At 49.7% G+C, this 26,360-nt stretch carries 28 protein-coding genes and 1 pseudogene; 8 read left to right on the top strand and 21 right to left on the bottom strand.

Annotated features, from left to right (window positions below; all coding sequences use genetic code 11):
- Positions 1–29: 29 nt before the first annotated feature.
- The 6 genes from HVZ52_RS09860 to HVZ52_RS09885 all read right to left on the bottom strand — a co-directional run bounded on the left by HVZ52_RS09860 (position 30) and on the right by HVZ52_RS09885 (position 7,112).
- The gene (locus HVZ52_RS09860) at positions 30–998 is read right to left on the bottom strand and encodes a spore coat protein U domain-containing protein (RefSeq protein ID WP_016153351.1); all 969 of its coding nucleotides are present in this window, start codon (positions 996–998) and stop codon (positions 30–32) included.
- A gap of 13 nt (positions 999–1,011) precedes the next feature.
- Positions 1,012–3,297, bottom strand: a complete 2,286-nt coding sequence (locus HVZ52_RS09865; protein WP_181599184.1) for a fimbria/pilus outer membrane usher protein — start codon at positions 3,295–3,297, stop codon at positions 1,012–1,014.
- 55 nt (positions 3,298–3,352) lie between these two features.
- The gene (locus HVZ52_RS09870; RefSeq protein ID WP_016156769.1) at positions 3,353–4,075 is read right to left on the bottom strand and encodes a molecular chaperone; all 723 of its coding nucleotides are present in this window, start codon (positions 4,073–4,075) and stop codon (positions 3,353–3,355) included.
- Positions 4,076–4,089: 14 nt separating this feature from the next.
- Positions 4,090–4,620, bottom strand: coding sequence for a spore coat protein U domain-containing protein (locus tag HVZ52_RS09875; protein WP_016153348.1), 531 nt, complete (start codon positions 4,618–4,620; stop codon positions 4,090–4,092).
- Positions 4,621–4,947: 327 nt separating this feature from the next.
- Positions 4,948–5,679 (bottom strand): MerR family transcriptional regulator, encoded by a 732-nt coding sequence (locus HVZ52_RS09880; RefSeq protein WP_032931597.1) that lies wholly within the window; start codon positions 5,677–5,679, stop codon positions 4,948–4,950.
- 221 nt (positions 5,680–5,900) lie between these two features.
- On the bottom strand, positions 5,901–7,112 hold the full coding sequence (locus HVZ52_RS09885; protein ID WP_101700537.1) for a diguanylate phosphodiesterase: 1,212 nt from the start codon (positions 7,110–7,112) through the stop codon (positions 5,901–5,903).
- Positions 7,113–7,430: 318 nt separating this feature from the next.
- On the opposite strand from HVZ52_RS09885, the gene ycgZ reads away from it, so the two are divergent.
- From ycgZ to HVZ52_RS09910, 5 genes are all read left to right on the top strand, one after another.
- Positions 7,431–7,667, top strand: a complete 237-nt coding sequence (gene ycgZ / locus HVZ52_RS09890) for a regulatory protein YcgZ (protein ID WP_016153345.1) — start codon at positions 7,431–7,433, stop codon at positions 7,665–7,667.
- A gap of 42 nt (positions 7,668–7,709) precedes the next feature.
- Complete coding sequence (locus HVZ52_RS09895) at positions 7,710–7,982, top strand: hypothetical protein (protein ID WP_053390184.1); 273 nt, start codon at positions 7,710–7,712, stop codon at positions 7,980–7,982.
- Between the two features lie 34 nt (positions 7,983–8,016).
- Positions 8,017–8,283, top strand: coding sequence for a biofilm development regulator YmgB/AriR family protein (locus HVZ52_RS09900; RefSeq protein ID WP_016153343.1), 267 nt, complete (start codon positions 8,017–8,019; stop codon positions 8,281–8,283).
- A gap of 128 nt (positions 8,284–8,411) precedes the next feature.
- A complete protein-coding gene (locus HVZ52_RS09905) occupies positions 8,412–8,657 on the top strand; it encodes a hypothetical protein (protein WP_016156767.1) in 246 nt (81 codons plus the stop codon).
- Positions 8,657–9,208 carry a LuxR C-terminal-related transcriptional regulator gene (locus tag HVZ52_RS09910; protein ID WP_047358277.1) on the top strand — a complete coding sequence of 184 codons (552 nt, stop codon included), beginning with the start codon at positions 8,657–8,659 and terminating at the stop codon, positions 9,206–9,208. Before HVZ52_RS09905 ends, HVZ52_RS09910 begins: the two co-directional genes overlap by 1 nt.
- 142 nt (positions 9,209–9,350) lie before the next feature.
- Here the strand turns inward: HVZ52_RS09910 and HVZ52_RS09915 are convergent, their stop codons facing one another.
- Positions 9,351–10,142: an SDR family oxidoreductase gene (locus HVZ52_RS09915; RefSeq protein ID WP_181599185.1), complete on the bottom strand. Its 792-nt coding sequence runs from the start codon at positions 10,140–10,142 to the stop codon at positions 9,351–9,353.
- Positions 10,143–10,290: 148 nt separating this feature from the next.
- On the opposite strand from HVZ52_RS09915, the gene HVZ52_RS09920 reads away from it, so the two are divergent.
- Positions 10,291–11,184, top strand: coding sequence for a LysR family transcriptional regulator (locus HVZ52_RS09920; RefSeq protein WP_016156764.1), 894 nt, complete (start codon positions 10,291–10,293; stop codon positions 11,182–11,184).
- Positions 11,185–11,208: 24 nt separating this feature from the next.
- Here HVZ52_RS09920 and HVZ52_RS09925 read toward each other — a convergent pair whose 3' ends face one another.
- Complete coding sequence (locus tag HVZ52_RS09925; RefSeq protein ID WP_181599186.1) at positions 11,209–12,198, bottom strand: aldo/keto reductase; 990 nt, start codon at positions 12,196–12,198, stop codon at positions 11,209–11,211.
- Between the two features lie 26 nt (positions 12,199–12,224).
- The gene (locus HVZ52_RS09930; protein WP_142417387.1) at positions 12,225–13,076 is read right to left on the bottom strand and encodes an aldo/keto reductase; all 852 of its coding nucleotides are present in this window, start codon (positions 13,074–13,076) and stop codon (positions 12,225–12,227) included.
- Positions 13,077–13,471: 395 nt separating this feature from the next.
- Here HVZ52_RS09930 and HVZ52_RS09935 point away from each other — a divergent pair.
- Positions 13,472–13,684, top strand: a pseudogene (locus HVZ52_RS09935) (LacI family DNA-binding transcriptional regulator); the annotation flags it as partial.
- A 401-nt stretch (positions 13,685–14,085) separates the two neighbouring features.
- On the opposite strand, the gene HVZ52_RS09945 reads toward HVZ52_RS09935, so the two are convergent.
- From HVZ52_RS09945 to HVZ52_RS10000, 12 genes are all read right to left on the bottom strand, one after another.
- Positions 14,086–14,703 (bottom strand): TRAP transporter TatT component family protein, encoded by a 618-nt coding sequence (locus tag HVZ52_RS09945; RefSeq protein ID WP_153646304.1) that lies wholly within the window; start codon positions 14,701–14,703, stop codon positions 14,086–14,088.
- Positions 14,700–15,515, bottom strand: a complete 816-nt coding sequence (locus HVZ52_RS09950) for an SDR family oxidoreductase (RefSeq protein ID WP_249417952.1) — start codon at positions 15,513–15,515, stop codon at positions 14,700–14,702. Before HVZ52_RS09950 ends, HVZ52_RS09945 begins: the two co-directional genes overlap by 4 nt.
- Complete coding sequence (locus HVZ52_RS09955) at positions 15,493–16,158, bottom strand: iron-containing redox enzyme family protein (protein ID WP_047389842.1); 666 nt, start codon at positions 16,156–16,158, stop codon at positions 15,493–15,495. The genes HVZ52_RS09950 and HVZ52_RS09955 overlap by 23 nt, the downstream gene beginning before the upstream one ends.
- 2 nt (positions 16,159–16,160) lie before the next feature.
- Positions 16,161–17,597, bottom strand: a complete 1,437-nt coding sequence (locus tag HVZ52_RS09960) for an AMP-dependent synthetase/ligase (protein ID WP_080859787.1) — start codon at positions 17,595–17,597, stop codon at positions 16,161–16,163.
- Positions 17,587–18,234 (bottom strand): thermostable hemolysin, encoded by a 648-nt coding sequence (locus HVZ52_RS09965; RefSeq protein WP_181599187.1) that lies wholly within the window; start codon positions 18,232–18,234, stop codon positions 17,587–17,589. Before HVZ52_RS09965 ends, HVZ52_RS09960 begins: the two co-directional genes overlap by 11 nt.
- A 365-nt stretch (positions 18,235–18,599) precedes the next feature.
- Positions 18,600–19,664 (bottom strand): alpha/beta fold hydrolase, encoded by a 1,065-nt coding sequence (locus HVZ52_RS09970; RefSeq protein WP_181599188.1) that lies wholly within the window; start codon positions 19,662–19,664, stop codon positions 18,600–18,602.
- 135 nt (positions 19,665–19,799) lie between these two features.
- Positions 19,800–20,561: a carboxymuconolactone decarboxylase family protein gene (locus HVZ52_RS09975; protein ID WP_101700528.1), complete on the bottom strand. Its 762-nt coding sequence runs from the start codon at positions 20,559–20,561 to the stop codon at positions 19,800–19,802.
- A complete protein-coding gene (locus tag HVZ52_RS09980; RefSeq protein WP_047497910.1) occupies positions 20,539–21,018 on the bottom strand; it encodes a cupin domain-containing protein in 480 nt (159 codons plus the stop codon). Before HVZ52_RS09980 ends, HVZ52_RS09975 begins: the two co-directional genes overlap by 23 nt.
- Positions 21,019–21,125: 107 nt before the next feature.
- A complete protein-coding gene (locus HVZ52_RS09985; RefSeq protein ID WP_094761156.1) occupies positions 21,126–21,773 on the bottom strand; it encodes a DUF4405 domain-containing protein in 648 nt (215 codons plus the stop codon).
- Positions 21,774–21,824: 51 nt separating this feature from the next.
- Positions 21,825–22,445, bottom strand: a complete 621-nt coding sequence (locus tag HVZ52_RS09990; RefSeq protein WP_221774855.1) for a flavodoxin — start codon at positions 22,443–22,445, stop codon at positions 21,825–21,827.
- A 100-nt stretch (positions 22,446–22,545) separates the two neighbouring features.
- Positions 22,546–24,015, bottom strand: coding sequence for a heavy metal sensor histidine kinase (locus HVZ52_RS09995; RefSeq protein ID WP_181599189.1), 1,470 nt, complete (start codon positions 24,013–24,015; stop codon positions 22,546–22,548).
- A 15-nt stretch (positions 24,016–24,030) separates the two neighbouring features.
- The gene (locus tag HVZ52_RS10000) at positions 24,031–24,711 is read right to left on the bottom strand and encodes a heavy metal response regulator transcription factor (protein ID WP_149380788.1); all 681 of its coding nucleotides are present in this window, start codon (positions 24,709–24,711) and stop codon (positions 24,031–24,033) included.
- A 219-nt stretch (positions 24,712–24,930) separates the two neighbouring features.
- Between HVZ52_RS10000 and HVZ52_RS10005 the strand changes: the two genes are divergently transcribed.
- Positions 24,931–25,980 carry an alpha/beta hydrolase gene (locus HVZ52_RS10005; protein ID WP_049042868.1) on the top strand — a complete coding sequence of 350 codons (1,050 nt, stop codon included), beginning with the start codon at positions 24,931–24,933 and terminating at the stop codon, positions 25,978–25,980.
- Positions 25,981–26,360 lie beyond the last annotated feature (380 nt).

Below are 26,360 nucleotides of genomic sequence, written 5' to 3' on the forward strand. Positions count from 1 at the left end.
GTATTTGCTTTATTGCGATTAAGCTGGGGTCAGTAGGTCACGGCGATGGTAACGGTATCAGCATAATTGTCAGGCGTGTAGTTCGCGCTGGGAACGGTGGCGTAAACCGGGTAGGTGGTGGTGGTTCCCGTACCGTTGCCCGCGACGGTATTGAGCGATGAATTGCCCCAAACCGTACCGGACGGCCCCGGCGTCGAGCTAAGCTGGTAGGGGACCTTGTCCGTATTTGACCCCGTGCCGGCCATCACGCCGCTGCCTGCCGTATTGCCGTTAGAGGGCTGAAGTCCGATGGTGTAAGGCGTGTTATTGGAACATGCTACGCCCACGGTATTTGAAGCCGTTAGGTTACGCCCGGTCGCCCCGGCGGGCGCAAAGCTAATATTGGTTGCAGAGGTGATATTGCACTGTTTGCTGACCGTCGCCGATACGGTGAAGGGAAGTCTGGCGGCAACGGTATCGCCACAGGTGGTCGGCGGGAAAAGCAATCCAGGATTGAGGGTGACAAGGGCTGTCGCCGCCGTATAGCTATCCTGATAGCTTCCGGGGACCGCTGAGGTTTGTGGCGTGACAATCTGCGCTGATACCGTGAGTGAGCCCGTCACTGGCGTCAGATTCAGCAGGTTAAGCTGTACCATTGGAAAAGTTGTTCCCGACTGATACTGACTCCCCCAGACTTTGGTGTGTCCGGCATCCTGGTAAAGCTGGTATGCCAGCGTTCTGGCAGGTGTTCCGTTTAATGACATATTTCGAGGTGTCACCTGGCCACTGACGGCTGAGGCGCCAATATTAAAACAGAGGTTGATCCCTGCCAGCGCGTCGCCAAGCTCTTTGGTGCAGGTGTAGTTGAACGTCATTGATGACGTTGCGCCTGTTGCAGACAGCGGATTGACTGAGCCCAAATTTATGGGTTGCACATTACTCACCGAACAGGTTACGGCATGGCTAATCGCCGGACAAAAGAGTACGGCTGCGATGAGTAACAGATGCCTTAACCTCATGAGCGCACTCCTGTTAGTGTGGCCGGCAAACCAGTGGACCTATTTGCACAATCCCTTTTGCGGAAGCGGGATAGTCAAATTGCACGCGACAACTGCCGGTGTCTGTCTCAACGCGTAGCGCGTTGTGCTGTTCCAGCGTGTCGAACCAGGTCATCCCATCAAAACCAACGACAGACGATTGTCCTGTTTCGTTGATAGCGTATGCCATGCTGCCTTCGGGAATGGGTTTACCCTGATTGTCGACGAGGATGACCTGCGCAGCGCGTACCGGGGTAATGCCAAAGCTAACCAATGTACCGGAACGATCGGCAGGCGTTGCATTCGCCTCAACGCGCGCGATCCGCATATTGGCGGGGAGATCCATTGGGTCAATACTGATCAGGTTTTTTTGATAACTGTTCAGCGGCGTGACCAGCAATAGCCCCTGGTCGTCGCTGCGACCAATCAGGTTATTTTGTAATTTAATCGGGACGTCAGGAACGCCGTCAGTTGATACGACGGCAAAGCCATTGTTGATTTCACGTGCTGCAAACAGGCCGCCTCCCATGGTAACAAGCGATCCGGTGGCGCCTGCGTAGCCGTAATGGTTATCCGGTAAACGGCTGAATCCCGCGTACGCTTTACCATAACGCCCCAGATATCCCACTTCTCCCTGACCGCTTTGCCGGGAAGCCTGCTGACTGGCGGCCAGATTCCAGCCCCAGCCGCCGTCGGCAGGAGGCGTCAGGCTGGCGTTGAGCTGGTAGCCGGTCTCATCATTGGTGTGTTGTAGGGTGCTGCTGGCACTTAGATTATTATCAGTGGTCATTGTCACCATCAAATAGAGACTGCGATCGCGGTTATCGTCGATGTTTTGGTTGAATCCGGCATTCAGTGAAATGTTGTCGGTAATCGATTTGAACCAGATGGCGTTGGCGTAGCGCACCGCATTTTCGTGCGGATAACGAAACTGCAGGTAACTCAGGCTGACATTACCGGCAGCTTCCAGCGAATAGCCAATGACCGTATTGCTGTTAAGCGTCGGTGGCGGCTCGCCATAATGGGTGGCGACATCACGATAATCGCCGGAAGTGGCCGTCGTACTGGTACTGAAATTAAACCGTTCGCCGGACCAACGATAACCAAAACTGTACAGAAAACCGTTCTTTCCTGAGTCGGAACTTGCGGCAACTGAGGTCGAAAACGTGCCGCTGCGGGTGCCTGGGATCCAGTCGTTACTGAAGCCCGCGTTAATCAGTCCATCGCTGGTTTCAGCGTGAGTCCCGGCGGTGAACGTATTGCTAAACCCCCGACGCCATGTACTGCTCAGTACCGGTGCGCTGGCATAATCAAAAGAGGAGTAACCATAGTTTTCGCGCACTGTACCCAGTTCTGCAGACCAGGCAGTTAATCCTTCCCGCAGGAGTTGCTGATCGTTGTAGAACGAAAAATTTTGTACGCTCGTTCTGCCCAGCGCATCCGTCATCATTACCTGACCCGTTCCCGCGCCGCTGATGTTCGGCATTGTGTTGATCTGAAAGCTACCCGCGGGGACTTCTCCGTTGTAGTACCTGACGCCGTCGACGTACAGCTCAACGTTTGACGGCAACGTCGCGGAGCCAAGATATGCAGGGAGCGGGGTGGTTGGCATATAGGGCCGCAAACCAAAATCGGTTCCTATCTGAATGCCGCCGATACGCGTCGGCCGGGACCAGATAAGTGAACTGGTCAGGGTATCGCCAACGGTTACCGCCAGCATCGTTTCGGGAAATGACGTACGCCAGCTGGTATCGAGTCGCTCAACGCTGTTATCCGCATTTTCCTCGGTGGAATACTGCGTCAACTGGGTGGTGCTGAGCACGCCTGCAGCATTGAAAGCGCGTAGTTCGCTGAAGGTATTTATTGCGCTTTCATCCCCCTGTTGGGTATAGATATCGTAATTGAGCAGCCCTCCGCGTGATGTTGTCGCCGTCGGCGCGGTCTCTACGGGGGAGTTAAGCTGCGTGGTCGCAAGATCGAGTGAACTGAGTGGCGCAGTAAGCGAAAGCGTTTGCAACTGAACGTTATAGTCAATCGTTAGCTCGGGGATATCGTTCAGGCAGACGGCGTGAGTGGCGTCAGGCGCAAAGCGAAAGCCCATTTTTCGCAGGGTATCTGCCCCAGCATAGAGCTTTCCATTATCGTAACCCAAATGCACCAGCCCAACGGGATTCCCATTTAAGGTGACGTCGAGATACAAATTGACCCCCACGAGCTGCGCTGCGCCATTAATAACACCATCTTCGTTCTGGTTATTATTCAGCGTTTGTGCGCAAACCATTCCCGATATTAATACTCCATTGAGAAAGCAATATTTCACCAGAAGCCAGGATCTGTTACAGATCTTGTACTGTTTTTTGGCCATTGATTGTGACTTCAACTTTCCCGCCATCATGAGTATTACTGGCCGACGGGGAGACTATCCAGCGCATTGTTGAGCCGGGTAAAACGTAGCCTAACAGTCCGGGCGTAATAACTTTTTTAGCACCGTCAGGGCTTATAAATGTTGCAGCAGATAATTGTGCATGCCCATTTCCCTGGTTACTCACTTCAATAAATTTTTTGCCATCAAGCTGTTGTAATTTCCATTGCAATTTTGCCTGCGTTTGCGCCGCTGATGTTGGTTGAATGAAAACGGGGACGGAATAATGCAGCACAAACTGAAGCTTATTTTTTTCTACTTTTGCAGGCGGTAACTCATCTATCGATAACCGATAAGCGTCTTCAGCATGTGCCGAAGGTGGGCCGGTCCGAATAACGCGAATCAACTGACGTTCTCCGGGGGCTAATGCCAGCATCGGCGGGCTAATGACCAGCCCCTGAGAGGGGGAAAGTTTGTCGCCGTAAGCGCTCTGGCTCCAGCGAAAAACCCGAACCTGGGCATTGAGCGCGTTTTCACCCGCATTACTAAGCCAGATACCATCGGCATTTTGCGTCGCGAGCAAAGTTAACGTGACCGGGGCGATTTGCAGCCCGCTGGCGGCAGCAGGGGTGAGGCTCGCAACCATCCCTAACAGGCATGCGCAGGCACACTGCTGAACAGGCAGTTTTACTCTCATGTGGCTTCCTGAAGTTAGTAGTTAACGTTAACCGTTACCGTGTCGGCATAGTCGTCAGGAGTGAAGTTGGCGCTCGGTGCGGTGGCATAAACCGTAAACGTTTGCACCAGCCCGGTCCCCGTCGCCGCTACGCCGTTTCCAGGCGCGGTGTCGGTGGCGGTGTTCCCCCACACCGGACCTGTTGCTGATGTTCGATTTAGCTGGTAGGGCACTTTATCGGTATTGGTGGCAGCGTTAGCCACGGAGGACATGGCGCCTGAGCCCGTCGTCGTCCCCCCATTGGCGGCCGACGGCGCCAGGCCGATAAAATAGGGCGTGGTTTTTGAGCAATTAATCGAAATCGTGTTGCTTGCATTGGTATTTGTTGCCGTGGTATTCACCGGCCCAAGCGTGATATTTGAAGCCGAACCGGCAGTCACGGTACAGGCCTTTTGAATCGTCATCAGTACCTGAAATGTTCCGTTAACGGTTGCTGCATTTGCCACGGGAATAATGGAAAAGGCGCAGCAACAAAGAATTAAGCGTTTGTCTAAGACTAGAGCCATATCCTTTACCTTTTTCAAATAACCACATTTATTACTTTAGAAAAACAATAAACAATAATGTGGTACAAGAAGACATGGTTTAACCCTAGAATAAGTATTAGGCGTGCGCCAGTTGATCTAATAAATTTTACTTAGGAAAAAGGTGATGTCGTTTGCAAAAAAATAATACCCACGGGTGAGTATATTGTTTTGTTTTTATGCTACTGCGGGTATTAAGTCAGGCTGGTGGTGAACACAGATTCATTGGATGGCATTCAAAATAACCACCCAAAAAATGAGAATTAGTAAGATTTATCTCACTCAGCTCATTACTGCGATACATGTTGGTTACGGGCTGTGAAAAATGACTTTATAACCTTGTTCGTTCCAGTGTTGTAGAAGTTCATTTTGTCTGCGGGTTGGCGTAATACCAGTCCAGACAAAAAGCGTTTGCCCGGGGAAAAGTTCAGGTCTTGGCGATTCAATGGGTTCAGCAAGCACGGCAATATGCCAGCCCGATTGCGATAAACGCCAGGCTTCGAGCCATAAACGGGTTCGGTCTTCAACATCCCAGGCCATCAGGATGGCATCTTTCCCTGATTTGCGGCGCGTTTCAGACAGCAGGGTTGCTACATATTCAATCAATGCGCCATCAAGCATACTGTTCATGATGCGGGATGTATTATGGTCAAGTATCAACCGCTGACGCACAGGAAGATAAACGCGATCAATCAACGCATCTACGGGGTAGGCGCGACCGAGTGCGATAATTTTGGCTCGCAGCTTCGGGGGATACGCCATACGAAGAATGCCCATCATCTCTTCTTGCAATTGATTCCAGTCGTCGTCAGTTTCACGAGTACTGGTTTCCAGCAATGCTTTAACTTTGCCAACGGGTGTGCCACTGCTAATCCAACGTTTTATTTCTTCAATACGTTGAATATCCTCTTCATCAAAGAGTCGGTGGCCACCTTCGCTGCGTTGAGGTTTGAGTAAACCGTAACGTCGTTGCCATGCCCGAAGGGTGACAGGATTTATCCCGCAACGTTCTGCGACATCCCCAATGCTGTAATAAGCCATAATTCCCCCAGACACTCATGATTCTCCGTCACCGATATGCGGTTCCTGCTACTTTGTACAACATGCATCAAATTGTACAAAACATACATAGGATTCTAGCAAAATTAAGATTTACTTTACTATCACGTAGGGAGTAAATGCTGAATTTTTATGTTCAGCATAAAAGAGGTGGCGGGATTATTGTGTAATAACAATACGTTAATTATTATAACGCTGAGAAATCATTTTTTCTCTGGCCAAGCGACAGACGGAGTACCATTCAGGCAGGCTCTTGCAAACAGGTTACCCTGAAAGATCTCAATACCCGCGGATTCAAGCCACATCCACTCTTCAGGTTTTTCGACGCCGACCGCAGAAATCATTATCTCCAGTGAAGCGCAGCATTTGATTATGGCCTGAATGATGGCCTGCCGTGGTCCACTTTTATGCACATCAGTGATGAGTTCGCGGCTTATCTTAATTCGGTCCGGTTGAAAGCGAGACAAAAGCTGAAGCCCGGCAAAACCTGCCCCGAAATGATCTATCGCCACACATATTCCCGCAGCCTTGAGTGACTTCACGGCCTGCGCGAACGTATCAAAACGCGAAATAACTTCACTTTCGGTAAACTCTACAATGATTTGTTCAGGCACCAGTCCATGCGCCGCGATTTCGTTTATAAGAAAGCTGACTGCATCGGGTCTGTTTACCAGGGTCATGGGTAACAGATTAACCGACAGCATTTTGTGATTAAGACCCAGTGCGCTTGCCATTGCAAATGCAGTCTTTTTGCTCTGCAGATCCGCGGTATACACATCTTCAGGTTTGAATTTGTCAAAATACGTTGCGGGCGTTTCACCGTCTTTACCGCGAATAAGGGCTTCAAGCGCAATGACGCGCTGTGACATAGGATCGATAATTGGTTGAAAAGCAAAGCTGAAATCTGTATCTGACGGGAGTGTGCTTTCATCCAGGATGGTACAGGTATTGTCGGTTATAAAACTCCAGTAATCAGGCGCAGGTATTTCAAAATAGCTCGATTTTTCCGTGGCGAGGACAAATGTGCGGAAAAACTGTAATGCTCTGTCATCATACGTGAGCTGAAATTTGGACGTACCCTTATTGAGTACAGCTTGCAGGACGTCATTCCGTTCATGTTTTTGTAAATCAAATAACTCCATCCCTACATTTCCGAATCTTCTCGCAGGCGCGTAATCACACATCAGTTCAACGATATTGTGGTGCCGGGGGTCGTTACAAATACAACGATAGATCTCTTTTACCTGCTCCTCTGGGCCTTCAAGCAGTTGGAAAAAGTGATGGCCGTTAAAGAGTAAGATCCCCGTAACATCTGATCGCCTGTTTTTGATATTTGCGGCTGTCACCATATCCTCAAGCGCTTTGAGAGGGGTGTCTTCACGTAGATGGCTACGGTAAATAATGGTCGTGAGCATGGACAGTCCGGGATCAAGGAAGGAGAAGAGGTCTGGTCAGTATCAGACAAACCAAGTTACGCCCTGATTTTAATACATAATTCTAACTTTGTCTTTACAAGCAAGCGGGCTAATACAGATCAATTTCATTGATAACACAAAGTGATTTGTACAAAGAAATTGGATTTCATATAGATATAAACTATCGTAATTACATGATTTAATTAATTTAGCATTTTTTGCTAAAAATTAGCGTGCTATGTTGTACACATTTTCGGTACAGCTTTGCTACTGTTATAAAACTTAATATTCACCAGCATTTTGTTACAGGAGCACTCCATGCAGCAGCATACCGTTCGCACTGATTCTGCAAGCGCGATTTCTCGTTACTTTGCTAAAGCGCATCTGCCAACCCAACAGGAAACGTTGGGCGAAATCGTGACTGAGATACTAAAAGATGGGCGCAATCTCAGTCGCAAATCACTGTGTACCAAACTTCTGCACCGTCTTGAAAATGCATCAGGTGAGAATGAACAGAAACATTACAATGCGTTAATCGGCCTGCTTTTCGAATAAAATAAAGCCCTACTATGATAATGGGTAAGTAGTGAAGGAGTTATGAAGAAACCTGACAGTGAACGCTTGAAACATGAAATTACAGGTTTGGCTGTGCTAGAAATTTTGCGAATGCATAAAGACGTTTCGTTAGCTGCACTGATTAAGCAATTGCGGCTTATGCATGCCAGTGAAATGGATGGTACACGTAAACAATTAATTGACAGCGTTATCAATGATTTTACAAATGTTAATCCGGGGAAGATAAACAGAAAACCGGAAAAAACGAGAGATGAGAGTGCTTTCAGTGCCAGCAAAAACCCTAAATTACATTAAAGATAATTCTCCAGACTATACAAGCGAGGTTACCATGCTTCATGAAATTAATGTCCACAGTGTAATGACGGATAAAGCTTTATCAAGTTACTTCCATAATGCAGGTGAACTATTAGCAGATGAGTCAGTGGTATTGGGGCAGGCGGTGACAAATGTAATTCTGGCAGGTGATAATGTTAATAATAAAAACATCATTTTAAGCCTGATTAGTTCTCTGGAGTCAACAACTGACGTTGTCAAGGCAGACATTATCAGAAAAACCCTGGAAATAGTGTTACGTTATACGGCTGATGACGTCTAATGAGATAGCACATTAATATAAATACACAGCACAATTATTGTATGATGTAAGTTCTGTCGCTTCGCTGTTTGGATTAAGACTATACATAGCATCCTCTTATTTTTATGACTGCATATTATGGAGTTGATATGGCTAATTCAATTCCGGAAGATTTTATTTTCCGCTGCGCTTTGTATAAGGATATAGAGCGTAATGTCATGTTAAAACAGGGTTGTATCAGTAATGATGTTCTTATTCAGGCATTCAGCACGCAGTTGAAGAATGAGAAGAATGTGATACTGACCGATCTCTATTCACAGATTCTGGCACATCTTCAACTCGATAAAACTTCGCAGCCCGGTGAGGTCAATGGTGATTTTTCGTTGAGGTCATAATGATGAACATCATGCAGGAACATGCTGGAAACGCAGTTTTATGGATTGATGATATCTATATCAGGCAAGGGTTAAAGAATATCCTTGCAGATATCGTTTTTGAAGATGACAAGGCGCGACTTGTTTTCTTCACCGCTAATCACTTTGACGCGGTAAAAAAGCAAAATTACGATCTGAATACATATCGCCTGGTGCTGCTGATTGATGGCCATCTGTATCAGTATCTCAATGACATCTCACTTTACAGACTGCCAGTAGATAGCGATGTTGCCTCAATCAAGCAATTTATTATTGATATTACTCGTGCTGGTGGAAAGCACGAGCATCAATCGGAACTCAATATCTCCTTGACTGCGCGAGATAAATATATTTTAACGCAGCTAGGGGAGGGGCGAACTGTTTTTGAGATATCTGCCATGTTAAATCTACACTTAAAAACCATTTACCAGGCCAGGCAGAATCTGATCAAGAAACTTGGTTGCTCAGGGCTGATTGATTTTCAGGGAATACTGCAAGCGCAAATATTCCGGAACTGGCTGAAGCATGCCTGATCATCGATACGCTAAACTTACCTTCAGCGATTTGTGTAAGTTTAAATCAATCGCTCGGGTTATCTTATCGATGATGTCTTCTGTTGTGAACATAAATTAACGCGCATTATAAGAGGGCGATGATACAGCCTTGTCGAGATGCTTATGATTTATTTATAGATTTCAGCAACCCCGTGCGGTTCAGCTCGTTAATAATGCACTCAGGTTCTTCACACAGAGGCATATTGTCTATATCTAAAACGCCATCATTTTTTTGTGGATCATCAGCCTGCAGGTCTGCAAACAGTGGAGTAAGATCCCGCGGTGCTTCGCCTCGTTCGGCCACCAGCTCAAACGTTTTATTTTTTGCCGCCTCGATAGTCAGGGCACTGACCAGAATCTGGGCGATTTGCTGCCTTGATATCACACCATCTTCTGGTGTTCCTGCATGGCGACGATCCCCCTGGAGCAAAACGATTCTGTGTTCATCATCATTGTTGTAATCAAACCAGCCGGGTCTGACGATGGTATACGGGTGACCACTCGCTCTGACCAGACGTTCGGCACGTCTTTTCCAGTCATGAACCTCAGTGCGTTGATTCCAGGTACTGAGTCGTTCAGTCACGCCAATCGTGGTCATTAAACCGATGCGTACAGGTTTATCCCTGAAGAGTCGTAAAATGTTACGCACACCGCCGTAATCTATCGCTCTGGCGCCAATACGCCCCTGGCCATCGGAACCGAGAGTGAAGATGATGGCATCAATATCTTTCGGCAAATCGGTAAGTGTTTCAGGCATTGAAACATCGCCGTAAAAAACATCCGTTCCACGCGGAAGTAATTTTACTTTCCGTTTATTTCTGACCAGCGCCACGGGCTGATGACCCATTTCGATAGCGGTATTCACGACATGAAGACCAATACTTCCGGTCGCGCCTGCAATGAGTATTTTCATGATAAACCTTCTGATAATTCAGACTTATTTTCTCTACAGTCAGAATATCAATTATCATTATTGTCAGTAATAGGGCTAAAATGATTGTGTCTATGAACACCCTTCATGAGTGCGCGATGAAGGGAATGCCACCATAAGGAAATCGCCGATGCTTAAAGAAAACTTCAACGAACTGCAAATCTTTCTGGTGGTGGCAAGGGAGCGAAGTTTTACCAAAGCAGCGGGCAAACTGGGTGTTTCTCAGTCTGCACTCAGCCATGCGATGAAGGCGCTGGAGGAAAGGCTCAATATCCGCCTTCTGACCCGTACGACCCGAAGCGTTGCCCCTACGGAAGCCGGTGAGCGAATTATTGCCTGCCTTGAACCGCGTATTGCCGATCTTGAACAGGAGCTGGAATCGCTGGTTCAACTGAACGGCACTGCCTCCGGCAATATCCGCTTATCTGCTGGGGAGCATGCCGCGCGAAGTCTGGTATGGCCAAAGTTAAAACCTTTCCTCAGGGAATATCCGGAAATTAATCTCGAACTGGTGGTTGATAACGGCTTTGTCGATATTGTTGAGGGCCGTTTTGATGCCGGGATCCGCCTGGGCGAAAGCGTGGATAAGGATATGGTTGCTGTAAGAATTGGCCCGGACATGCGCATGGCCGTGGTGGGAGCACCGTCTTACTTCGCGGCAAACCCTGCACCTGAAACGCCGCACGAGCTACAAAATCATCGGTGCATCAATATGCGCCTGCCGACTGCCGGTGGGCTTTATCACTGGGAGTTTGAGAAGGAAGGGAAACCGTTACGGGTCAGAGTGGAAGGGCAGGTAACGTTTAACCAGCAGGCAGAAAGGATTGATGCTGCTTTATCCGGTTTTGGCATTGCCTGTATGCCTGAAGACAGAGTGCAGGATTATATCAAGTCAGGAGAGCTTATTCAGGTTCTGCAGGACTGGTGTCCATCTTTTCCCGGCTATTATCTCTACTACCCGAGCCGTAAGCAGCACCCGCCCGCATTTGCGCTGATGATCGATGCACTTCGCTACGCCCAATAACGGGTCCGTAGACCCGTTCGGGTATTAACGGCCTACGCGGGCCAGGTGCTCAGGAGAGTAACGTTCACCGACGATGTTAATCGTTTCCAGCGCCTGGGTTATCTGCTGCGTATCCTTCTGCGAAAGAATGATGTCGGCAGCCCCCAGGTTTTCCTCCAGCCGGTGTAGTTTGGTGGTACCAGGGATAGGAACAATCCACGGCTTTTGTGCCAGCAGCCATGCCAGCGCGATTTGCGCAGACGTCACGCCTTTCTCTGCCGCCAGTTCACCCAGCAAGGTGACCAGCTTTTCATTGGCTTCAATCGCCTGCTCGGCGAAACGCGGCACGGTGCTGCGATAATCATCCTTGCCAAAAGTGGTTCCTGGCTTAATCGATCCCGTCAGGAAGCCTTTGCCTAATGGGCTGAAGGGAACGAAACCAATACCCAGTTCCTCCAGTAACGGCAGGATTTCCTGCTCAGGTTCGCGCCACCACAGAGAGTATTCGCTTTGCAGCGCAGTGACCGGTTGTACGGCATGTGCACGACGAATGGTTTGTGCGCCCGCTTCGGACAGACCGAAATGTTTGACTTTGCCTTCCGCTATCAGGTCTTTCACAGTTCCCGCGACATCTTCAATGGGGACATCCGGGTCGACACGGTGTTGATACAGCAGATCAATGACATCAGTCTTAAGGCGGCGTAATGATCCTTCCACGGCTTCACGGATATGCTCCGGACGGCTGTTTAAAATCTGCTGCTTGTTGTCCGCACCGAAGGTAAAACCAAACTTGGTGGCAATAACCACACGGTCACGAAACGGTTTTAAGGCTTCGCCTACAACCTCTTCATTAAGAAAGGGGCCATACACTTCAGCGGTATCGAAGAAGGTGACGCCACGTTCAACCGCAGCGCGAATGAGCTCGATAGCCTGACGGGTATCGGTCGCCGGACCGTAGCCATGGCTTAAGCCCATGCAGCCGAGCCCAAGCGCGGATACTTCGAGTCGGGATTTACCCAGATAACGTTTTTGCATTGAATGAATACCTCTTTTATCGCGACTTAAACATCAAGTTTGCGGCCGGTCAGCCATTCCACCATCGCCGGATCGCGGTGAGAGAAGAAGGCGCTGGTTGCAGTGTCGAGGGCAGCAATCTGCAGCATATCTTCAGAACTGAGTTCAAAATCGAGAATGTTAATGTTCTCTGCCATGCGTTCTTTGCGCACCGATTTCGCCAGTGAAATGATGCCTCGCTGGAAGATCCAACGCAGAACAACCTGACCCACGCTTTTGCCGTACTTCTGACCAATTGCCGTTAATACGGGATGCTGGAACAGACCATTTTTCCCTTCAGCAAACGGAGCCCAGGCTTCCGGCTGAATGCCACGGCTTTGATTCCAGGGAACGGCATGCAGTTGCTGGTTGAAGGGGTTAACTTCAATCTGGTTTACCGCAGGGGCAACGTTGTTGAAGGCGATAAGGTCGGCCAGTCTGTCAGGATGGAAGTTGCTGACGCCAATGGCGCGAATTTTTCCTTCCTGTTGTAATTCTTCCATGGCACGCCATGCCCCATGAACATCACCGTAAGGCTGGTGAATCAGATACAGGTCAACATAATCAAGTTGCAGACGATTCAGGGAGCGTTCGAACTGGGCTTTAGCGCCTTCGTAATTAGTATCCTGCAGCCACAGCTTGGTCGTTACAAAGAGTTCGTTACGGTCGATACCGCTTTGTTTCAGAGCGTTCCCGACCTGGGTTTCATTCTGGTAAGACGCGGCGGTATCGATCAGGCGGTATCCCGTATCGATCGCATCAATCACGGCTCTTTCGCATTCAGCGGCATCAGACATTTGAAACACACCAAAGCCCAGCAGGGGCATTTCAATACCGTTGTTCAGTTTTACAGTTTGCATGACGTTATCCTTTGGCTGTTGTCGAGGAAAAGCATAACGCAAAGTTATTTATTCGATTAGATGGGGTAATTAACTAGGGTTTATTAGATGTGTTCATTAATTTTGAGGAGGGCTGATGGGCGGCTTTGTGTAAGAAATGAACGTTTTAAACACTAAGGAAAGGCATTTATCCGTCGGGAGACAGTCCATGCAGCTGCCCGTCGCACCTCAGACCCTATAATACCTCGTAAATCAGCAAACTCGCGGGGATTGAATTTTTTGCGGCGCTAACGCCAATGGAAGTGAGAGCGCGAACTGGGTTTCATGTAACGCAACAACATGTGAACTGGCTTACATCTTTGACCTCTATCACACTTTATAGTGACATTACTTTTTAGAGGACACATTTCATCATCATGGCTTCCATTAAAGATGTTGCAAAAAAAGCAGGAGTATCAACGGCTACTGTATCGCGGGTGCTTAACAATCATCCCAGCGTAGTGCCTGAAACGCGTCAGGCGGTACGTGATGCAATGGATTTCCTGTGTTATGTGCCCAGTAAAAGCGCGATTCAACTGAGCGGCAAATGTTCAGGCCTCATCGCCGTCGTGTTGCCGAACCTGGTCAATCTGTAGTGGCACAGTTCATTTGGCCACTTGAACAGCCGATTATCGTTGATTCCATGCTCACGAGCGAGTTTCGCCACGGAGATCTCTGGTCGATCTGAGCGTTCAACCATTTTGATTTTGAACTCAACGAGATAATTAGGGCTTTTTTACGCACTGTAGTTAACAATTTCATGGATAGCGCCCATCATATTTGGTGTCCGCTATGCTGTCAGAAAATTGAGAGTCTGCCAGACGGTGCTGAAATGACGCCTACAATAGGTGGGCTGGGTGTGGATGACAAGCCTGAAAAAGACGAAGGCATCACCACAGTGATGGCTATTCTCGTCAAAGGAAAAAGGGAATATCTGTACCGTTCACAGGGAACAGTGGGCGGCACAGTATATTCTGCGGGTACTGGTTTTTTACTTAATACTGGCCAGATCCTTCGCAATATCACGACGGCGTCCATTATCAGCAATCTCTCGTCCTGGGCGCGCCGGAGCTTTCAGTGCTTTATCCAGATAGCGCTTCGCGTCCTGGTTTTTTTTCTCCTGCAATAGAAAGTCACCATAAAAATAGTTAGGGTCAATACCGTCAGGATTGATCGCCAGCGCTTTCTTTAACATTTCTTCGGCTTTTTCTTTATCACCAAAACCAATCGGCCAGCCTGGTACCTGATAATACAGCGCACCGAGGCTAGTCCAGGCTGACCCCTGCAATGCGCCTGGATCAATCTCAATGGCTTTTTCCAGATTACTGCGCGCCTGTTTAACAAGGCTCAGCGCGCCAAGACCGCCTTTGGCGCCAGCCCAACTGCTGTCAATGATACCTGACCAGATTAACAACGGTGCATCGGTATTGTGAGCTTGAATAGCATTGTGGGTCTTTTGGCTGAGCGCACTGAAACAACTCTCTTTTTTCGCGGCTAACGTCTGATATTGGCAAATGGACCACTCATGCTGTAAATCTTCCAGCGTCGTATTCGCCATTGCAGAGACAGGTATCACTGTCGCAATAATGAGTACATGTAGAATTCTCATTTATGTTCTCCCTTGAGCGGTTTTCTGGCAAATAACTGAATCACAGGTAATTTCTTTCCTAATGCCCCATCGATGACGGTGGGAAACCAGGCATTGATTTTGACAAACAGGCGTTCCATCACGCCAAAGCGGTAGCGTTTCTGTTCAGTTTCAAGTAGACGGGTGAGTCGCGCGGCAACAAAGTCGGGGGAATCGCTACTGTTGCCGAGTTTCTGATTCAGGGCATACACATGTTCGTTGTTCAGCAAGGTTTCTGTTGAACGCGGAGCGGCATACAGTACCGTGATGCCGCTACCCTGTAATTCACGCCCTAATGCTTCAGAAAAACGGTGTGTCGCTGCTTTGGTCGCACTGTAAACGCTCCAGGCTGGATGACCAATTTCCCCAAAGATAGACCCTATATTGAGCACGATCCCTGGTGTATTCATCTTTTGCATTAAAGCACGGGTGAGTAAGGCCGGGATCTCAATGTTGGCGCGGATCTGCTCACGAATATCGTCAAAAGATTGCTGTTCAAACAACGCAAAGCGACTACTTCCCGCATTGTTTATCAGGATATCCAGCCCAACATCCTGGCTAAATCGTGCGGCCAGCGCGTTGATTTCATCATCAGAATAATTACGCATTAGCGCAATGCTGTGCCGCTCCGCATAGGGAAGTGTCTGTTGCAGAAGCTTCATTGCCTGTTCGTTGCGCCCGACAAGGCAAAGCCGTGCCCCTTTTTTCGCCAGCGACAGTGCCAGCGATTGACCGATACCCCCGCTTGCGCCGGTGAGTAAAACCGTCTTGTCATGCAGGTTCATTTGCGTCATTTCCCAGTTGCTCAAGCATCTGCCCATACAAGTTATAAACACGACGGGCGGTGTGGATAATGGCAGTCTGATCGTCCTTATCGGTGATGGTATCCATCAGAGATGCAAAAAATCGCAAATGTCCCTGATCAAGCTCGCCATGTGAACGCAGATAAGTGGTAGCCTGCTCAGGTAGCGCCAGCGTATGCTCAACTTGTGCGGCAACGGCTGATGCTATCGACACGCTGGTACCTTCCAGTACCTGGACCATGCCAAAGAGGCTCATTGGATTGATTCGTTCAATACGATAGTAGAGGTAAGCGATCATCATTTCGATTGGTAGCCCAGGCGTTCCATTTCTGACTTTTTCCGCGTCGCCACCACAGGTGCGAATATCATTGAGGATCCATTCCTGATGTCCGTACTCTTCATCAATATATTCGGCAATGGCTCCTCGCACTGCTTCACGTGAAGCAGCAAGACGACTGCCGGCGCACATCAGCAGCGGCACGGTATGGCTGACGTGGTAATATGCCTGTGTCAGAAAGTGGATATACATTGCGCGGGAAATATCGCCTTGCTGGCAGCGGGCGATGATTGGCGATGCCAGTAACCGCTGACGGTCCTCAGCGGTTTGTTTTTGCAGTTCCTGATAAAAACTCATGATTATTCCTCCTCACTGCAGGTGAGAATATCTTGTTTCAGGGAGTGCCAGATGGCGCTCCGCCGGGGACGCCCATTGGCGGTAAACATATCGGGAGATGACAGGACTGAAGTAAAAAGCAGTCGATGGAACCGGGCATAGTCAGGCAAGCGAGCGGAGAGGGCCTGAAGTTGCTCACGGGCCAGTTCCTGTTGACCGTCAAAGACATCAACCAGGGCAACATTGCGTCGCAATCCCTCGCCGAAGATCACAATACGTCGGACCGCCGAACATGCCATTGCTTCAGCTTCCGGCCATTCTGGCGAGAAATTGCGACCAAAAGCATTTATCTGAATATTTTTTAGACGCCCATGAAGATATATAAATCCTTCTTCATCCACTTTGCCGAGATCGCCAGTCGCAACATTCTGCGAGGCTGGTTCAGTCCCCAGATAGCCCAGCGCATTGGCCGGGCTGTTTACATACAGTTGCTGACTGGCATCAACCGATACCTTGATACCCGGTAACGGTTTGCCGACGCTGCCCGCTTTTGCCGCATCAGGCAGATTCAGTGCCACAACGGAACCACATTCCGAAAGGCCGTACCCTTCAAATACCGGTAGACCGCTTTGTCCCGCCAATGCCAACAACTGGGTTGAGATTTTTCCACCGCCGACGGCGATAAAGCGCAAGGATTGCGTGCTTTCGGGGATCTGCTGGTGCAGGTGGAGCAGCGCCCGTAACAGTTCTGGCACCAACACCAGACTTTGTGGATGCCATTTCATCAACACGTGGAAAAACTGAGAGGGATTAAACTGGCTGGAACCTGCGAATCCAATCTGTGCAGAGGGCAGTACCACTGTCTGTGCGCCCAGCAACATAGGGATATAGATTCCGCACAAATTCTCCAGCAGAATGCTGAGCGGTAGTGTGACCAGATGCTTTTGCGAATTGATATTCTGCAGGGCCCTGGCCAGCGTTTGTGCAGTCCAGAACATCCCTTCCTGGCTCAGACAGACGCCTTTAGGTTCACCTGTAGTGCCAGAGGTATACGTTATTTTGGCCGTCCCGGCAGGCAGGGGCGTTGGAGCAGTAATCTGGCGAGTTTGCAGTCTGCCGAATGGGAAATCATGCCTCAGCCAGCCGACCATCAACTCGCCGCCGATTTGCGCATCAACCGATGCCGATGCGCGTACCCACTCTTTTTGTGCGTCGGTGAAGAAGGCGGGGACAGGGATAATAATGATCCCACAAGCCAGACAGGCGAGATCGATGATCGCCCACTCCGGGCTGTTGTCGGCTTCCAGCGCCAGACATTTAACTCCGAGTGACTGTAATCGTGTTGCGGTGTCAATCACGGTTTCATGATATTGCCGCCAGCTCCAGAACCGGGTTTCTCCTTGCAGGGCTACGCTATCGGGATGTAGACGAGCCTGCTGCTCAAGCGCGTTAAGAAACATGGCGTCCTCCTGAAAGATCAGTCCATGGGGCATCTGGTAATGGCGTAAACAGGGCTAACAGCATGGTGTTCTGACTCAGCGCTGTGTATCCGCCAGTCAGTTCTCCTGCCATTATTTGTGGATCATATTGGTAGTACTCACCCCATTCCAGGGCCGCATCGCCCAGTCTGCCAGGATCAGCAGACATCAACTGAATGGGATGTAGATTCAGACGGTAGAAGGTGTTGCGGATTTTCTTCGTACCAGTAAACACGATCCATCCGTAGTGATATTGATTAAGCAACAGACAGAGGGCGGCATACATAATCCGCGCGCTGGCACCATCACGCGCGCTGAAATTGCCGATTTCGACAATTGCTTCACGCGGAACAGGCAGTTCCAGCCGCGACGATAATGTCGTTTCAATTGGAGTATCAAGGTATTGTTCCAGGTATAACGTTCCATGAGATGCCACCTGGACGCCGCATGCGGCTTTAAGTTCACCGTTGGCGTCATACATACCAAGAAGCCAGGGCATACAGCGGGAAAGTGAAGCATGGTAAACCTGATGATAGTTTTCGCGTATTAATGCAGAAATATCATTATGTTCGCTTCCGCCATGTAGCCATTTTAATGTGTAAGGCGAGATTATTCGCATGATAAGACCTCTCACAGATGTCCTATCAATAATGGGGAGATATTATTATGTTAACCTTAAGATGACTGATTATTTAAATTTTCCAAATTTAATAAAACTTTAAGGTTTTCTATCTATAATTCATCACTTTCGTTAACGGCTTTACGACATGCCCCTTTTTTAGAAGTAAATACCGGTATTTATGCTCGGGTATATGGTGAAAGAACACCAACTGGGATGCTATCCTTAATATAATGTGAAATTAGCGGGAAGCAAAATTCCGCCTCTCCCTTATAGCAGACTTTCGCTCCCCCATTTTATTTTTTTTTGATATAACAGATGATTGTATTGAGCCCTCAATAATGAAGGCTCAATACTAGCTCTTCCTATTGTAGATCTTTTTCCTCCAGGAATTTACTCACCATATCAGCAATCTGCACGTTATTCAGATCCGAGAACGGGAAGTGGGTATTCCCTTTGATTCCTTCCTCAGGCAGATGCGTCACAGTGACATCCCCGCCATGCTTGTTCACCACGTCACGCCACTCGCGAGCCATTGCCAGACGCACGCGCCAGCTGTCTTGCGCGGGCATGGCGACAGGTTTATCAGGGATGTTATCGCCGTAAATAATCAGAATCGGAATTTTAGTCAGTGCCATTAACTGCTCCATCGGCACCGGTTCACCCTTCAGCGTGTCGAACGCGCTTGGCATTGGGGCAGGGAGCTCTTTCTCCGGGAAGACAAAGCTGCTACCAGGCTCGAAGGCGACAATGGCTTTGACCTTGTCATTTTTCATCGCCGTGTACCAGCCTGGTCCGCCACCCTGGGAGTGGGTGAAAAGGATAGCCGGGCCGGATTTATCCACGACGGCGGACATCGCATCGGAGATAACATTGATATCAAACGGCCCGGTATTTGGGGTCATCTGACGGAAATACTGATTCAGGGCTTCTTTGTCGTGAGAAAACTGAACGCCCTGAAAATACTCCGGCCACACGCCAACGCGGAACTGGTTAAACCACATCTGTTCATCCGGTTTAGGCGTAACCGTACCTTCTACCGTCGTGCGCCCGGCGCTGCCCCGACGTGGCTGATCGACAAGATAAGTTGAGAATCCACGACGCAGGAATATGTTCTGGAACCCTTCGCGACCATCCGGGGTGGTTTCCCAGGTGCGGGAGAACTGACCTGCGCCGTGCAGCATGACGATAGGGTATTTATGCGGATTCTCCGGAATTTGGTAGAACACATACGCATGATCGCCATGCCAGGTTTGACCCGCAGAATCCAGCGGCGTTTTCGCGTCAAATTTCCCTGGTGCGGTGATGATAGTACCACCAGCAGAAAAGCTACCCTGTTCCTGAATGACCAGCGGCTCGGCGTATACCGACTGAGCCACCATGCCACCCGCCATCGCGCAGATGGCCAGCGTTTTTAAGACAGTTTTCAAGATTACATCCTCTGTTATGTTTGCCGTTCGATCATATCTGAGTTGTCAGCGTGAATTATTAAGCACCTTTGATTGCCCTTATTTGGCAGACTCATGAATGCGGAGGATTAGCACCGTATCGTCTCAAACCAACGCCTAACTGTTTGCTAACGCTTGTTGCAGCGCCTGTTCCGCCCGCGTAGCTGCATCTTCTTCGCCATGTTCACGCAGAACCTGTGCCAGTTGGCGCAGTTGCGCTGCCGTCAGGCCGACTCGCATGCTGGCTCGCGTATGCGATAACAGCTGAGCTTCAACGCCCGGCGTGGCGGCTAATGCGCCAACCGTTGCCAGCTCGCGGCTTTGCCAGTCGAGGTTATCGCGGGCGAAAATGTCGCCGAACAGATGCGTTTGTAGGAATTGATTAATGACCGGGGCAAAATCAAACAGAGGTCCCTGGACGGGGGCGCCGGAGATTTTAGTCTGGTTTGCGGTACCGACACGGCGAAGCTCATCTCCGACAGGGATGGCGGCGACCGGCTCTTTACCTTCAACGTCTTCAACGCCACGTTGTTTACGTGCTTCGACGACTTTCATCAGTTCATTCAGCGCGTTCAGGCTACGGGGAAATCCCGTATAGGCATAGAGCTGGACGAGAATCTCTTTGGTCTCGTTTATCGTGAGTCCTGCATCAAGCCCCTGATTCAGTGCCGCATTCAGCTTATCCATCTGACTGCTGGCCATTGATGCCGCAATCAACGGGATGGCTTGCTGGCGAGCTGACAGCGTATCTGAAACCGTTTGTTCGTGGTTCATTTCTGAGGCTCCTTTATTGACGGGCGCAGCATGTGCCGTGAGACCCAAACCAAAGGTCAGCAGTACCGCTGCCGTTAATGCCTTAATGGGCGTGGTATTGTTCATCTGTCACTTTCTCCATCCAGTTAACGCTTTTGCCATCCACAATCCCGGTTATCGCCAGGTGCGTCATTGCGCTGCCGGGTGCCGCCCCGTGCCAGTGTTTGACGCCCGCCGGGCAAGAGACAACGTCGCCAGCGCGGATGACCTGCACCGGCTGGCCTTCTTGTTGGGTAAGCCCAACTCCCGAGGTCACAATCAGCCGCTGGCCTGCCGGATGCGTATGCCAGGCGGAACGAGCACCTGGCTCAAAGGTGACATAAGCCCCGGAAACGCTAATTTCGTTATCTGGTTTGAAGAGAGGATCAACCCGGACGCGACCGGTAAAGTTCTCTGCTGGCCCGTACACCGCATTCTGGCTTCCGGCGGTGGCGATATGGACAGCGGGATTTTGCTCCGCCGCCCAGGATGAAAACGTAAAGAGGGGCAGTAACAGCCCGAGGTAACGTAAATGTCTGATCATGCAAAGCGTCCTTATCTACAATGATGGAGAGGGTCTGCAATGATTCTAATCAGGGGGAGATGTCGTCAGACTGACGCCAGCCTGACAATTCTGTCAGTTAACCCTTATTATGGTGACGCTGCTTTGTCTTTTCTAAAAATAAGGCACCAAAGCGAAAACCGTGTCATTAATGAAAATAAAACAATGATGGCCAGGTAGCGTAGATAAAAAAGTAGGGCAGATTCATCGTAATCGAAAAAGGAGAAATCGACCTTTATCAACAAATAATCGAGATAGTCCTGGTTCAGTAATTCGTACAATCCCAGTAGTGCGATTAGCGAAAAAACTCCTGGCATCATGACATTTGCAAAGAATGAATTGCTGGAGATGTTCAGGACCCGGCAGAAAAAGGTTGCCAGCATTTTCCAGTGCAACCCGATATGCAGCGCCAGAATGAGCATTCCCCAGTGGACCGACGTCATGTGTACTTTCCTGACCCAACTCGCCGGGTTGTGGAACGCCTGGTCCAGAAGGATATGTCGGGACAGCATCATGCCCGAGACAATCGCGGTCAGAATGACAACGAATGTCACTGCATTAATGATTCTGTTAACTACCAGCATGGTTAACGGAATATTGGGCGACAGTGACCACAAGCGATGCCGGTTAAGATATAAATGCAGCATGATGAGCAGCGTAAAAATAATACCCGCCCATTCATGCACGATTTCACCGTGAAGGTGAAATCCCATCAATACCAACAGAAGTAACGTCATCAGCGCATCCTGCATGACCTGGAAAATATAAATTTTCTTCATGTCGAGGGATTAACGCTGTGGCTGGACTTGTTTTACCCATTGCTCAACCTGCGCGGGTACGTCAGGAGCTGAAATATCGTTGCGCGAGATCGCGAGCGCACGAGTGACTAATTTGGCCTGTGGCTGCATGCGAGCAATTTCTCGCAGGGAGTCGGCTAACCTGCTGCCACCATGGGTGGTAAAGGGAACGACCGTTTTGCCTGCAAAGTCATTTTGCTCAAAGAGGCTGTATATCACCATTGGCATGGTATACCACCAGATGGGGTAGCCGACGTAAATGGTGTCGTAATCGCTCAGGTCAGGGAGCGGCGTTTTTAGCGAGGGTCTGGCTTTCGTTTGCTGTTCCTTTTCGGCAACGCGCAAAAGTGCATCATGCTGGCGAGGGTAGGGAGTGGCGGTTTCAATGCGAAACAGGTCGCCGTGAGTCTGCTTCTGAATCAGTTGCGCAATAAACTGCGTGCTGCCGGTCTCCGGCGTATTTTTTTGTAATACGCTGGCCCCGGAAAAACCATCCACGGCACCAGGTTTCATCTCCTCTGGCTGTGAAAAGTAGATAATCAGCGTGCGGGCGTGTGCGGATGAATCCTCTGATGCGAACGCGGGCTGCCCCAGAAGCCCCATGACCATCATCGCCAGAAACCCGCTAAATACCTTTTTCATTCTCACTGTTTCATTCCTTCAATCAGCCGTGGTGAGTATCAGCAGTGATTCTGGCGCAGATAGCCTGACATCAGACTGACGACTCTCTGACAATTTTGTCAGAAGTCTTTGCGCGCGGAGATCCCGATTTTGTCTCTGAAATCAGTCTCCCGGTTCGGATAGCGTCAGGCTGTTTAGCAAACGTCAGGCCAAAGGTATTGATACCGTTCTCGCTACGGGCAAAGACATCTCCCCGGTGCATAATGGCGACGGCACGGACAATCGACAGGCCCAGCCCATGATGGGTATCACTCCTGGCTCGGGAGGTGTCAACACGATAGAACCGTTCGAAAAGCCGGTGTAAGTGCTCAGGCGCTATCGGGTCGCCAGGGTTAGAAACGTCTACACAAGCTTGATTGCCTTTTTCGCTTAAGCGCACCGTAACCGTGCTATTGGAGGGGGAATGCCTGGCGCTATTTTCCAGCAAATTAGCCAGTGAACGGTGAAACAGCCGCCTGTCGATATGCGCCGTGACGTCGCCCTCAACCTCCAGCGAAAGCTGTTTTTCAGCAAAAGAGGGTTCAACATATTCCGCTGTTTTCAGGGTTTCTTCTCGCAGGGACACCTGCGTAAGCTGGGAAGCATGTTCACCTGCGTGCGCATGAGACAGGAACAGCATGTCGTTAACTATCGACGTCATGCGTTCAAGCTCTTCCAGATTGGAACCCAATAACTCTTCCAGTTCATCTTGTGAACGTCGGCGTGATAGCCCGAGTTGCGTCTGACCGATCAGGTTAGTCAGCGGGGTACGAAGTTCATGCGCAACATCGGCATTAAAGCTCTCGAGCTGTCGCCAGGCGATTTCCTGACGCTCTAACACACCGTTAAATGATGATGCCAGTTGCTGCAGTTCTTCGGGCAACGCGCAGGTATTCAGGCGCTGGCCATGGTCACCTGGTGCAAGGTGTTGTGCCTGCTGACTGAGCATGCCCACCGGACGCAGGCCAATCCGTGAAACAACGTATCCCAGTAAGGCGACAATCAGTACGCCCAGCGCGGCAATAATCAGCAGCGTTCGTGTGAACGCATCAAGTGTGCCCATATACGGCGTAGAGTCGATGGCAACCACATAGCGCAGCTCAGGCCTTTCACCGTTGGCGGGGATGGTTTTCACTAACAGGAACAGTGAGCATGCACCTTCCGATGCGCCGGGCACTTTATTAAATCCCTCCTGCAAAGAAGACCACTGAACGCCCACCGGTGGTATTCCCCCCATGCTAAAGCGCGGGTTATCGCTCACTATCCAGTAGCGAACGCGCTCACCTTCAGAATTGGTTAGCAGAGTAAATTTATTAGCCAACGTCGACCAGCCGTCAGCCGAGGTTCGTGCGGCGATCCACGGACTCATTAATGATTCCCGGAACAACAGTTCGTTGTGCATCTGCTTTTGCAAAGAGTCATGTAAGGAGCTTCTGAGCAAGATACCGATAATGGACACAATCAGCAGCGCGGATAAGGCAAACATCAGCGCCAGGTGAACGGAGATGGAACGTTTAGGCATGCTGAGCCTCTTCATTTATTCCGACCGGACTTCGAGGACATACCCCATGCCACGAACGGTATGTAACAGTTTGACGTCGAACGGGGTATCCACTTTGGCTCGCAGACGTTTAATGGCGACTTCAACCACATTGGCATCGCTGTCAAAATTCATGTCCCATATCTGCTCAGCAATCATCATTTTTGACAGAATCTCCCCCTGATGCCGGGCGAGAAGACTCAACAGGGAAAACTCTTTTGCGGTCAACTCCAGTCGCGTTCCGGCGCGAAATACGCGGCGGGCCAGCAGGTCGAGATGCAGATCGTGAATTTGCAGTTGAGTGATGTCTGCGCCATCCGTGGAGCGGCGACGCACCAGAGCCTGAATGCGCGCCACTAGTTCGATAAGAGAGAAGGGCTTGGGGAGATAATCATCCGCGCCAAGCCGAAGCCCTTTGACGCGCTCGTCGACCGAACCGCGGGCCGAGAGCATTAGTACCGGCGTTTGTTTGACGGCTCGCAGCCCCTCGAGTACCCGGTAGCCATCCATCCCCGGCAGCATCACATCAAGGATTATCGCGTCGTAGTCAAGCTCCAGCGCGTAATGAAGACCTTCAGCGCCATCTGCAGAGACATCTACCGTAAATCCGGATTCACTCAACGCACGGTTGAGATAGGTTGACGTTTTTTCTTCATCTTCGACTAGCAACAGGCGCATAACGGGATTTCCTCTTAACTGTTCAATCGGGCTTATTCTGCCTCTTGATTGCCAACATAAAGCTGACGCTTACCTGACAGCATTGTCAGAAACATGAAGCCATCTCAGCCTGCTTGCTGACAAAAATGTTATTTACCTGTCACGATGCTGACAGGCCTCTCTCTTTAACCTGAGTCTGCACATTTAAATCCGCAAGCCTGAAACTCATCGGGAGAGACCATGAAATTCAATCTGTTAACTGCAATACTGCTCACGGCAATAACCGGGGCCGCCTCAGTCAATGCGGCTGATTACAAAAAAAATCCATTCACCCTGGCCTATGACGGTGCCATCACTGAGAACGTCAAAGGCAAGGTCAACATTCATCCGGTGAAGTACGATCTGCATGGCATTCAGATAGCTGCGAATGTCTATACCCCTGCTAACTACGATCCCGCCAAAAAATACCCTGCCGTGGTGGTTGCACATCCGAATGGCGGCGTAAAAGAGCAGGTCGCAGGCTTGTATGCCCAGCGTCTCGCCGAGCAGGGCTACATCACGATTACTGCCGACGCGGCTTATCAGGGCGCGAGCGGTGGGATGCCTCGCAGCGTGGATAAACCCGCTAATCGCATCGAGGATATCCACGGCATGGCTGACTACATCAGCCAGTATCCGGGAGTGGATACTTCCCGCCTCGGTCTGCTGGGTATTTGCGGAGGTGGCGGTTATTCACTTGTTGCGGCCGAAACGGATCAACGGTTTAAATCGATTGCAACCATCAGCATGTTTAATTCAGGCCTGGTGCGCCGCAACGGTTTTCAGGACTCACAGCTGGATACTATTCAGCAGCGTCTTCAGCAGGCTTCTGACGCACGTGCTCAGGAAGCTTCCGGAGGCGAAGTCCTGTACTCCGGTGATGCCAATCTGACTGATGAACAGATCGCTAAGTTGCCTTTTGCCTTATATCGACAGGGCTATGAGTACTACTGGAAAACTCACGCGCACCCGAACTCTACGTTTAAATACACGACAAGTAGCCTGTTAGATTTGATGAGTTTTGACGTTACGGACCATATCAATCTCATCAATAAACCGCTGCTGATGATTGCTGGTACAAAAGCCGACACGCTCTATATGACGGAAGATGCGTTTGCGAAAGCCACCGGTACAAAAGACAAAGAACTCTTCCTGATCGATGGCGCTACCCATATCGAGACGTATTGGGTTCCTGAGTACGTCGACAAGGCTTTGCAAAAGCTGGACGTCTTCTTCGATAAGAGTATTTAACCCCTATCAGACGATACCTTTGGCCAGCCACTCAGGCTGGTCATATCAGGACATAATGAGTGTGTCCGCATGTGACCAAGACTAACGAAGTCGGGAGGAAAGATAATTACGCACATTAAATAGCCGCTATGAATGAAATTCATAAAACGGCAGGGACATCTGAGGATTATTTTTTGCCTGTAAGGTTTTACTTCGTGGTCCAGGCCAACTTTAGGTTTAGCATTACCGCATTGAATTCCGGTGAGCATAACGAGCTCTTGTTTGTACTGTCTCGTTACGAGATGGATTCACACTCTATGAAATGAAAAAATCCACGCAATTGCGTGGATTTTATAGACTTTTTCGATATTCATGAGATTTGATGAAACCTCATGAGACGA

Origin of the sequence: Citrobacter sp. RHB36-C18, assembly GCF_013814485.1 — a bacterium.
Taxonomy (GTDB): domain Bacteria; phylum Pseudomonadota; class Gammaproteobacteria; order Enterobacterales; family Enterobacteriaceae; genus Citrobacter; species Citrobacter braakii.

Bases quoted from the DNA above. Each gene is read 5' to 3' on its own strand.
- HVZ52_RS09860 (WP_016153351.1), bottom strand. From the start codon at position 998: ATGAGGTTAAGGCATCTGTTACTCATCGCAGCCGTACTCTTTTGTCCG.
- HVZ52_RS09865 (WP_181599184.1), bottom strand. From the start codon at position 3,297: ATGGTTTGCGCACAAACGCTGAATAATAACCAGAACGAAGATGGTGTT.
- HVZ52_RS09870 (WP_016156769.1), bottom strand. From the start codon at position 4,075: ATGAGAGTAAAACTGCCTGTTCAGCAGTGTGCCTGCGCATGCCTGTTA.
- HVZ52_RS09875 (WP_016153348.1), bottom strand. From the start codon at position 4,620: ATGGCTCTAGTCTTAGACAAACGCTTAATTCTTTGTTGCTGCGCCTTT.
- HVZ52_RS09880 (WP_032931597.1), bottom strand. From the start codon at position 5,679: ATGGCTTATTACAGCATTGGGGATGTCGCAGAACGTTGCGGGATAAAT.
- HVZ52_RS09885 (WP_101700537.1), bottom strand. From the start codon at position 7,112: ATGCTCACGACCATTATTTACCGTAGCCATCTACGTGAAGACACCCCT.
- ycgZ (WP_016153345.1), top strand. From the start codon at position 7,431: ATGCAGCAGCATACCGTTCGCACTGATTCTGCAAGCGCGATTTCTCGT.
- HVZ52_RS09895 (WP_053390184.1), top strand. From the start codon at position 7,710: ATGAAGAAACCTGACAGTGAACGCTTGAAACATGAAATTACAGGTTTG.
- HVZ52_RS09900 (WP_016153343.1), top strand. From the start codon at position 8,017: ATGCTTCATGAAATTAATGTCCACAGTGTAATGACGGATAAAGCTTTA.
- HVZ52_RS09905 (WP_016156767.1), top strand. From the start codon at position 8,412: ATGGCTAATTCAATTCCGGAAGATTTTATTTTCCGCTGCGCTTTGTAT.
- HVZ52_RS09910 (WP_047358277.1), top strand. From the start codon at position 8,657: ATGATGAACATCATGCAGGAACATGCTGGAAACGCAGTTTTATGGATT.
- HVZ52_RS09915 (WP_181599185.1), bottom strand. From the start codon at position 10,142: ATGAAAATACTCATTGCAGGCGCGACCGGAAGTATTGGTCTTCATGTC.
- HVZ52_RS09920 (WP_016156764.1), top strand. From the start codon at position 10,291: ATGCTTAAAGAAAACTTCAACGAACTGCAAATCTTTCTGGTGGTGGCA.
- HVZ52_RS09925 (WP_181599186.1), bottom strand. From the start codon at position 12,198: ATGCAAAAACGTTATCTGGGTAAATCCCGACTCGAAGTATCCGCGCTT.
- HVZ52_RS09930 (WP_142417387.1), bottom strand. From the start codon at position 13,076: ATGCAAACTGTAAAACTGAACAACGGTATTGAAATGCCCCTGCTGGGC.
- HVZ52_RS09945 (WP_153646304.1), bottom strand. From the start codon at position 14,703: ATGAGAATTCTACATGTACTCATTATTGCGACAGTGATACCTGTCTCT.
- HVZ52_RS09950 (WP_249417952.1), bottom strand. From the start codon at position 15,515: ATGACGCAAATGAACCTGCATGACAAGACGGTTTTACTCACCGGCGCA.
- HVZ52_RS09955 (WP_047389842.1), bottom strand. From the start codon at position 16,158: ATGAGTTTTTATCAGGAACTGCAAAAACAAACCGCTGAGGACCGTCAG.
- HVZ52_RS09960 (WP_080859787.1), bottom strand. From the start codon at position 17,597: ATGTTTCTTAACGCGCTTGAGCAGCAGGCTCGTCTACATCCCGATAGC.
- HVZ52_RS09965 (WP_181599187.1), bottom strand. From the start codon at position 18,234: ATGCGAATAATCTCGCCTTACACATTAAAATGGCTACATGGCGGAAGC.
- HVZ52_RS09975 (WP_101700528.1), bottom strand. From the start codon at position 20,561: ATGAACAATACCACGCCCATTAAGGCATTAACGGCAGCGGTACTGCTG.
- HVZ52_RS09980 (WP_047497910.1), bottom strand. From the start codon at position 21,018: ATGATCAGACATTTACGTTACCTCGGGCTGTTACTGCCCCTCTTTACG.
- HVZ52_RS09985 (WP_094761156.1), bottom strand. From the start codon at position 21,773: ATGACGTTACTTCTGTTGGTATTGATGGGATTTCACCTTCACGGTGAA.
- HVZ52_RS09990 (WP_221774855.1), bottom strand. From the start codon at position 22,445: ATGATGGTCATGGGGCTTCTGGGGCAGCCCGCGTTCGCATCAGAGGAT.
- HVZ52_RS09995 (WP_181599189.1), bottom strand. From the start codon at position 24,015: ATGCCTAAACGTTCCATCTCCGTTCACCTGGCGCTGATGTTTGCCTTA.
- HVZ52_RS10000 (WP_149380788.1), bottom strand. From the start codon at position 24,711: ATGCGCCTGTTGCTAGTCGAAGATGAAGAAAAAACGTCAACCTATCTC.
- HVZ52_RS10005 (WP_049042868.1), top strand. From the start codon at position 24,931: ATGAAATTCAATCTGTTAACTGCAATACTGCTCACGGCAATAACCGGG.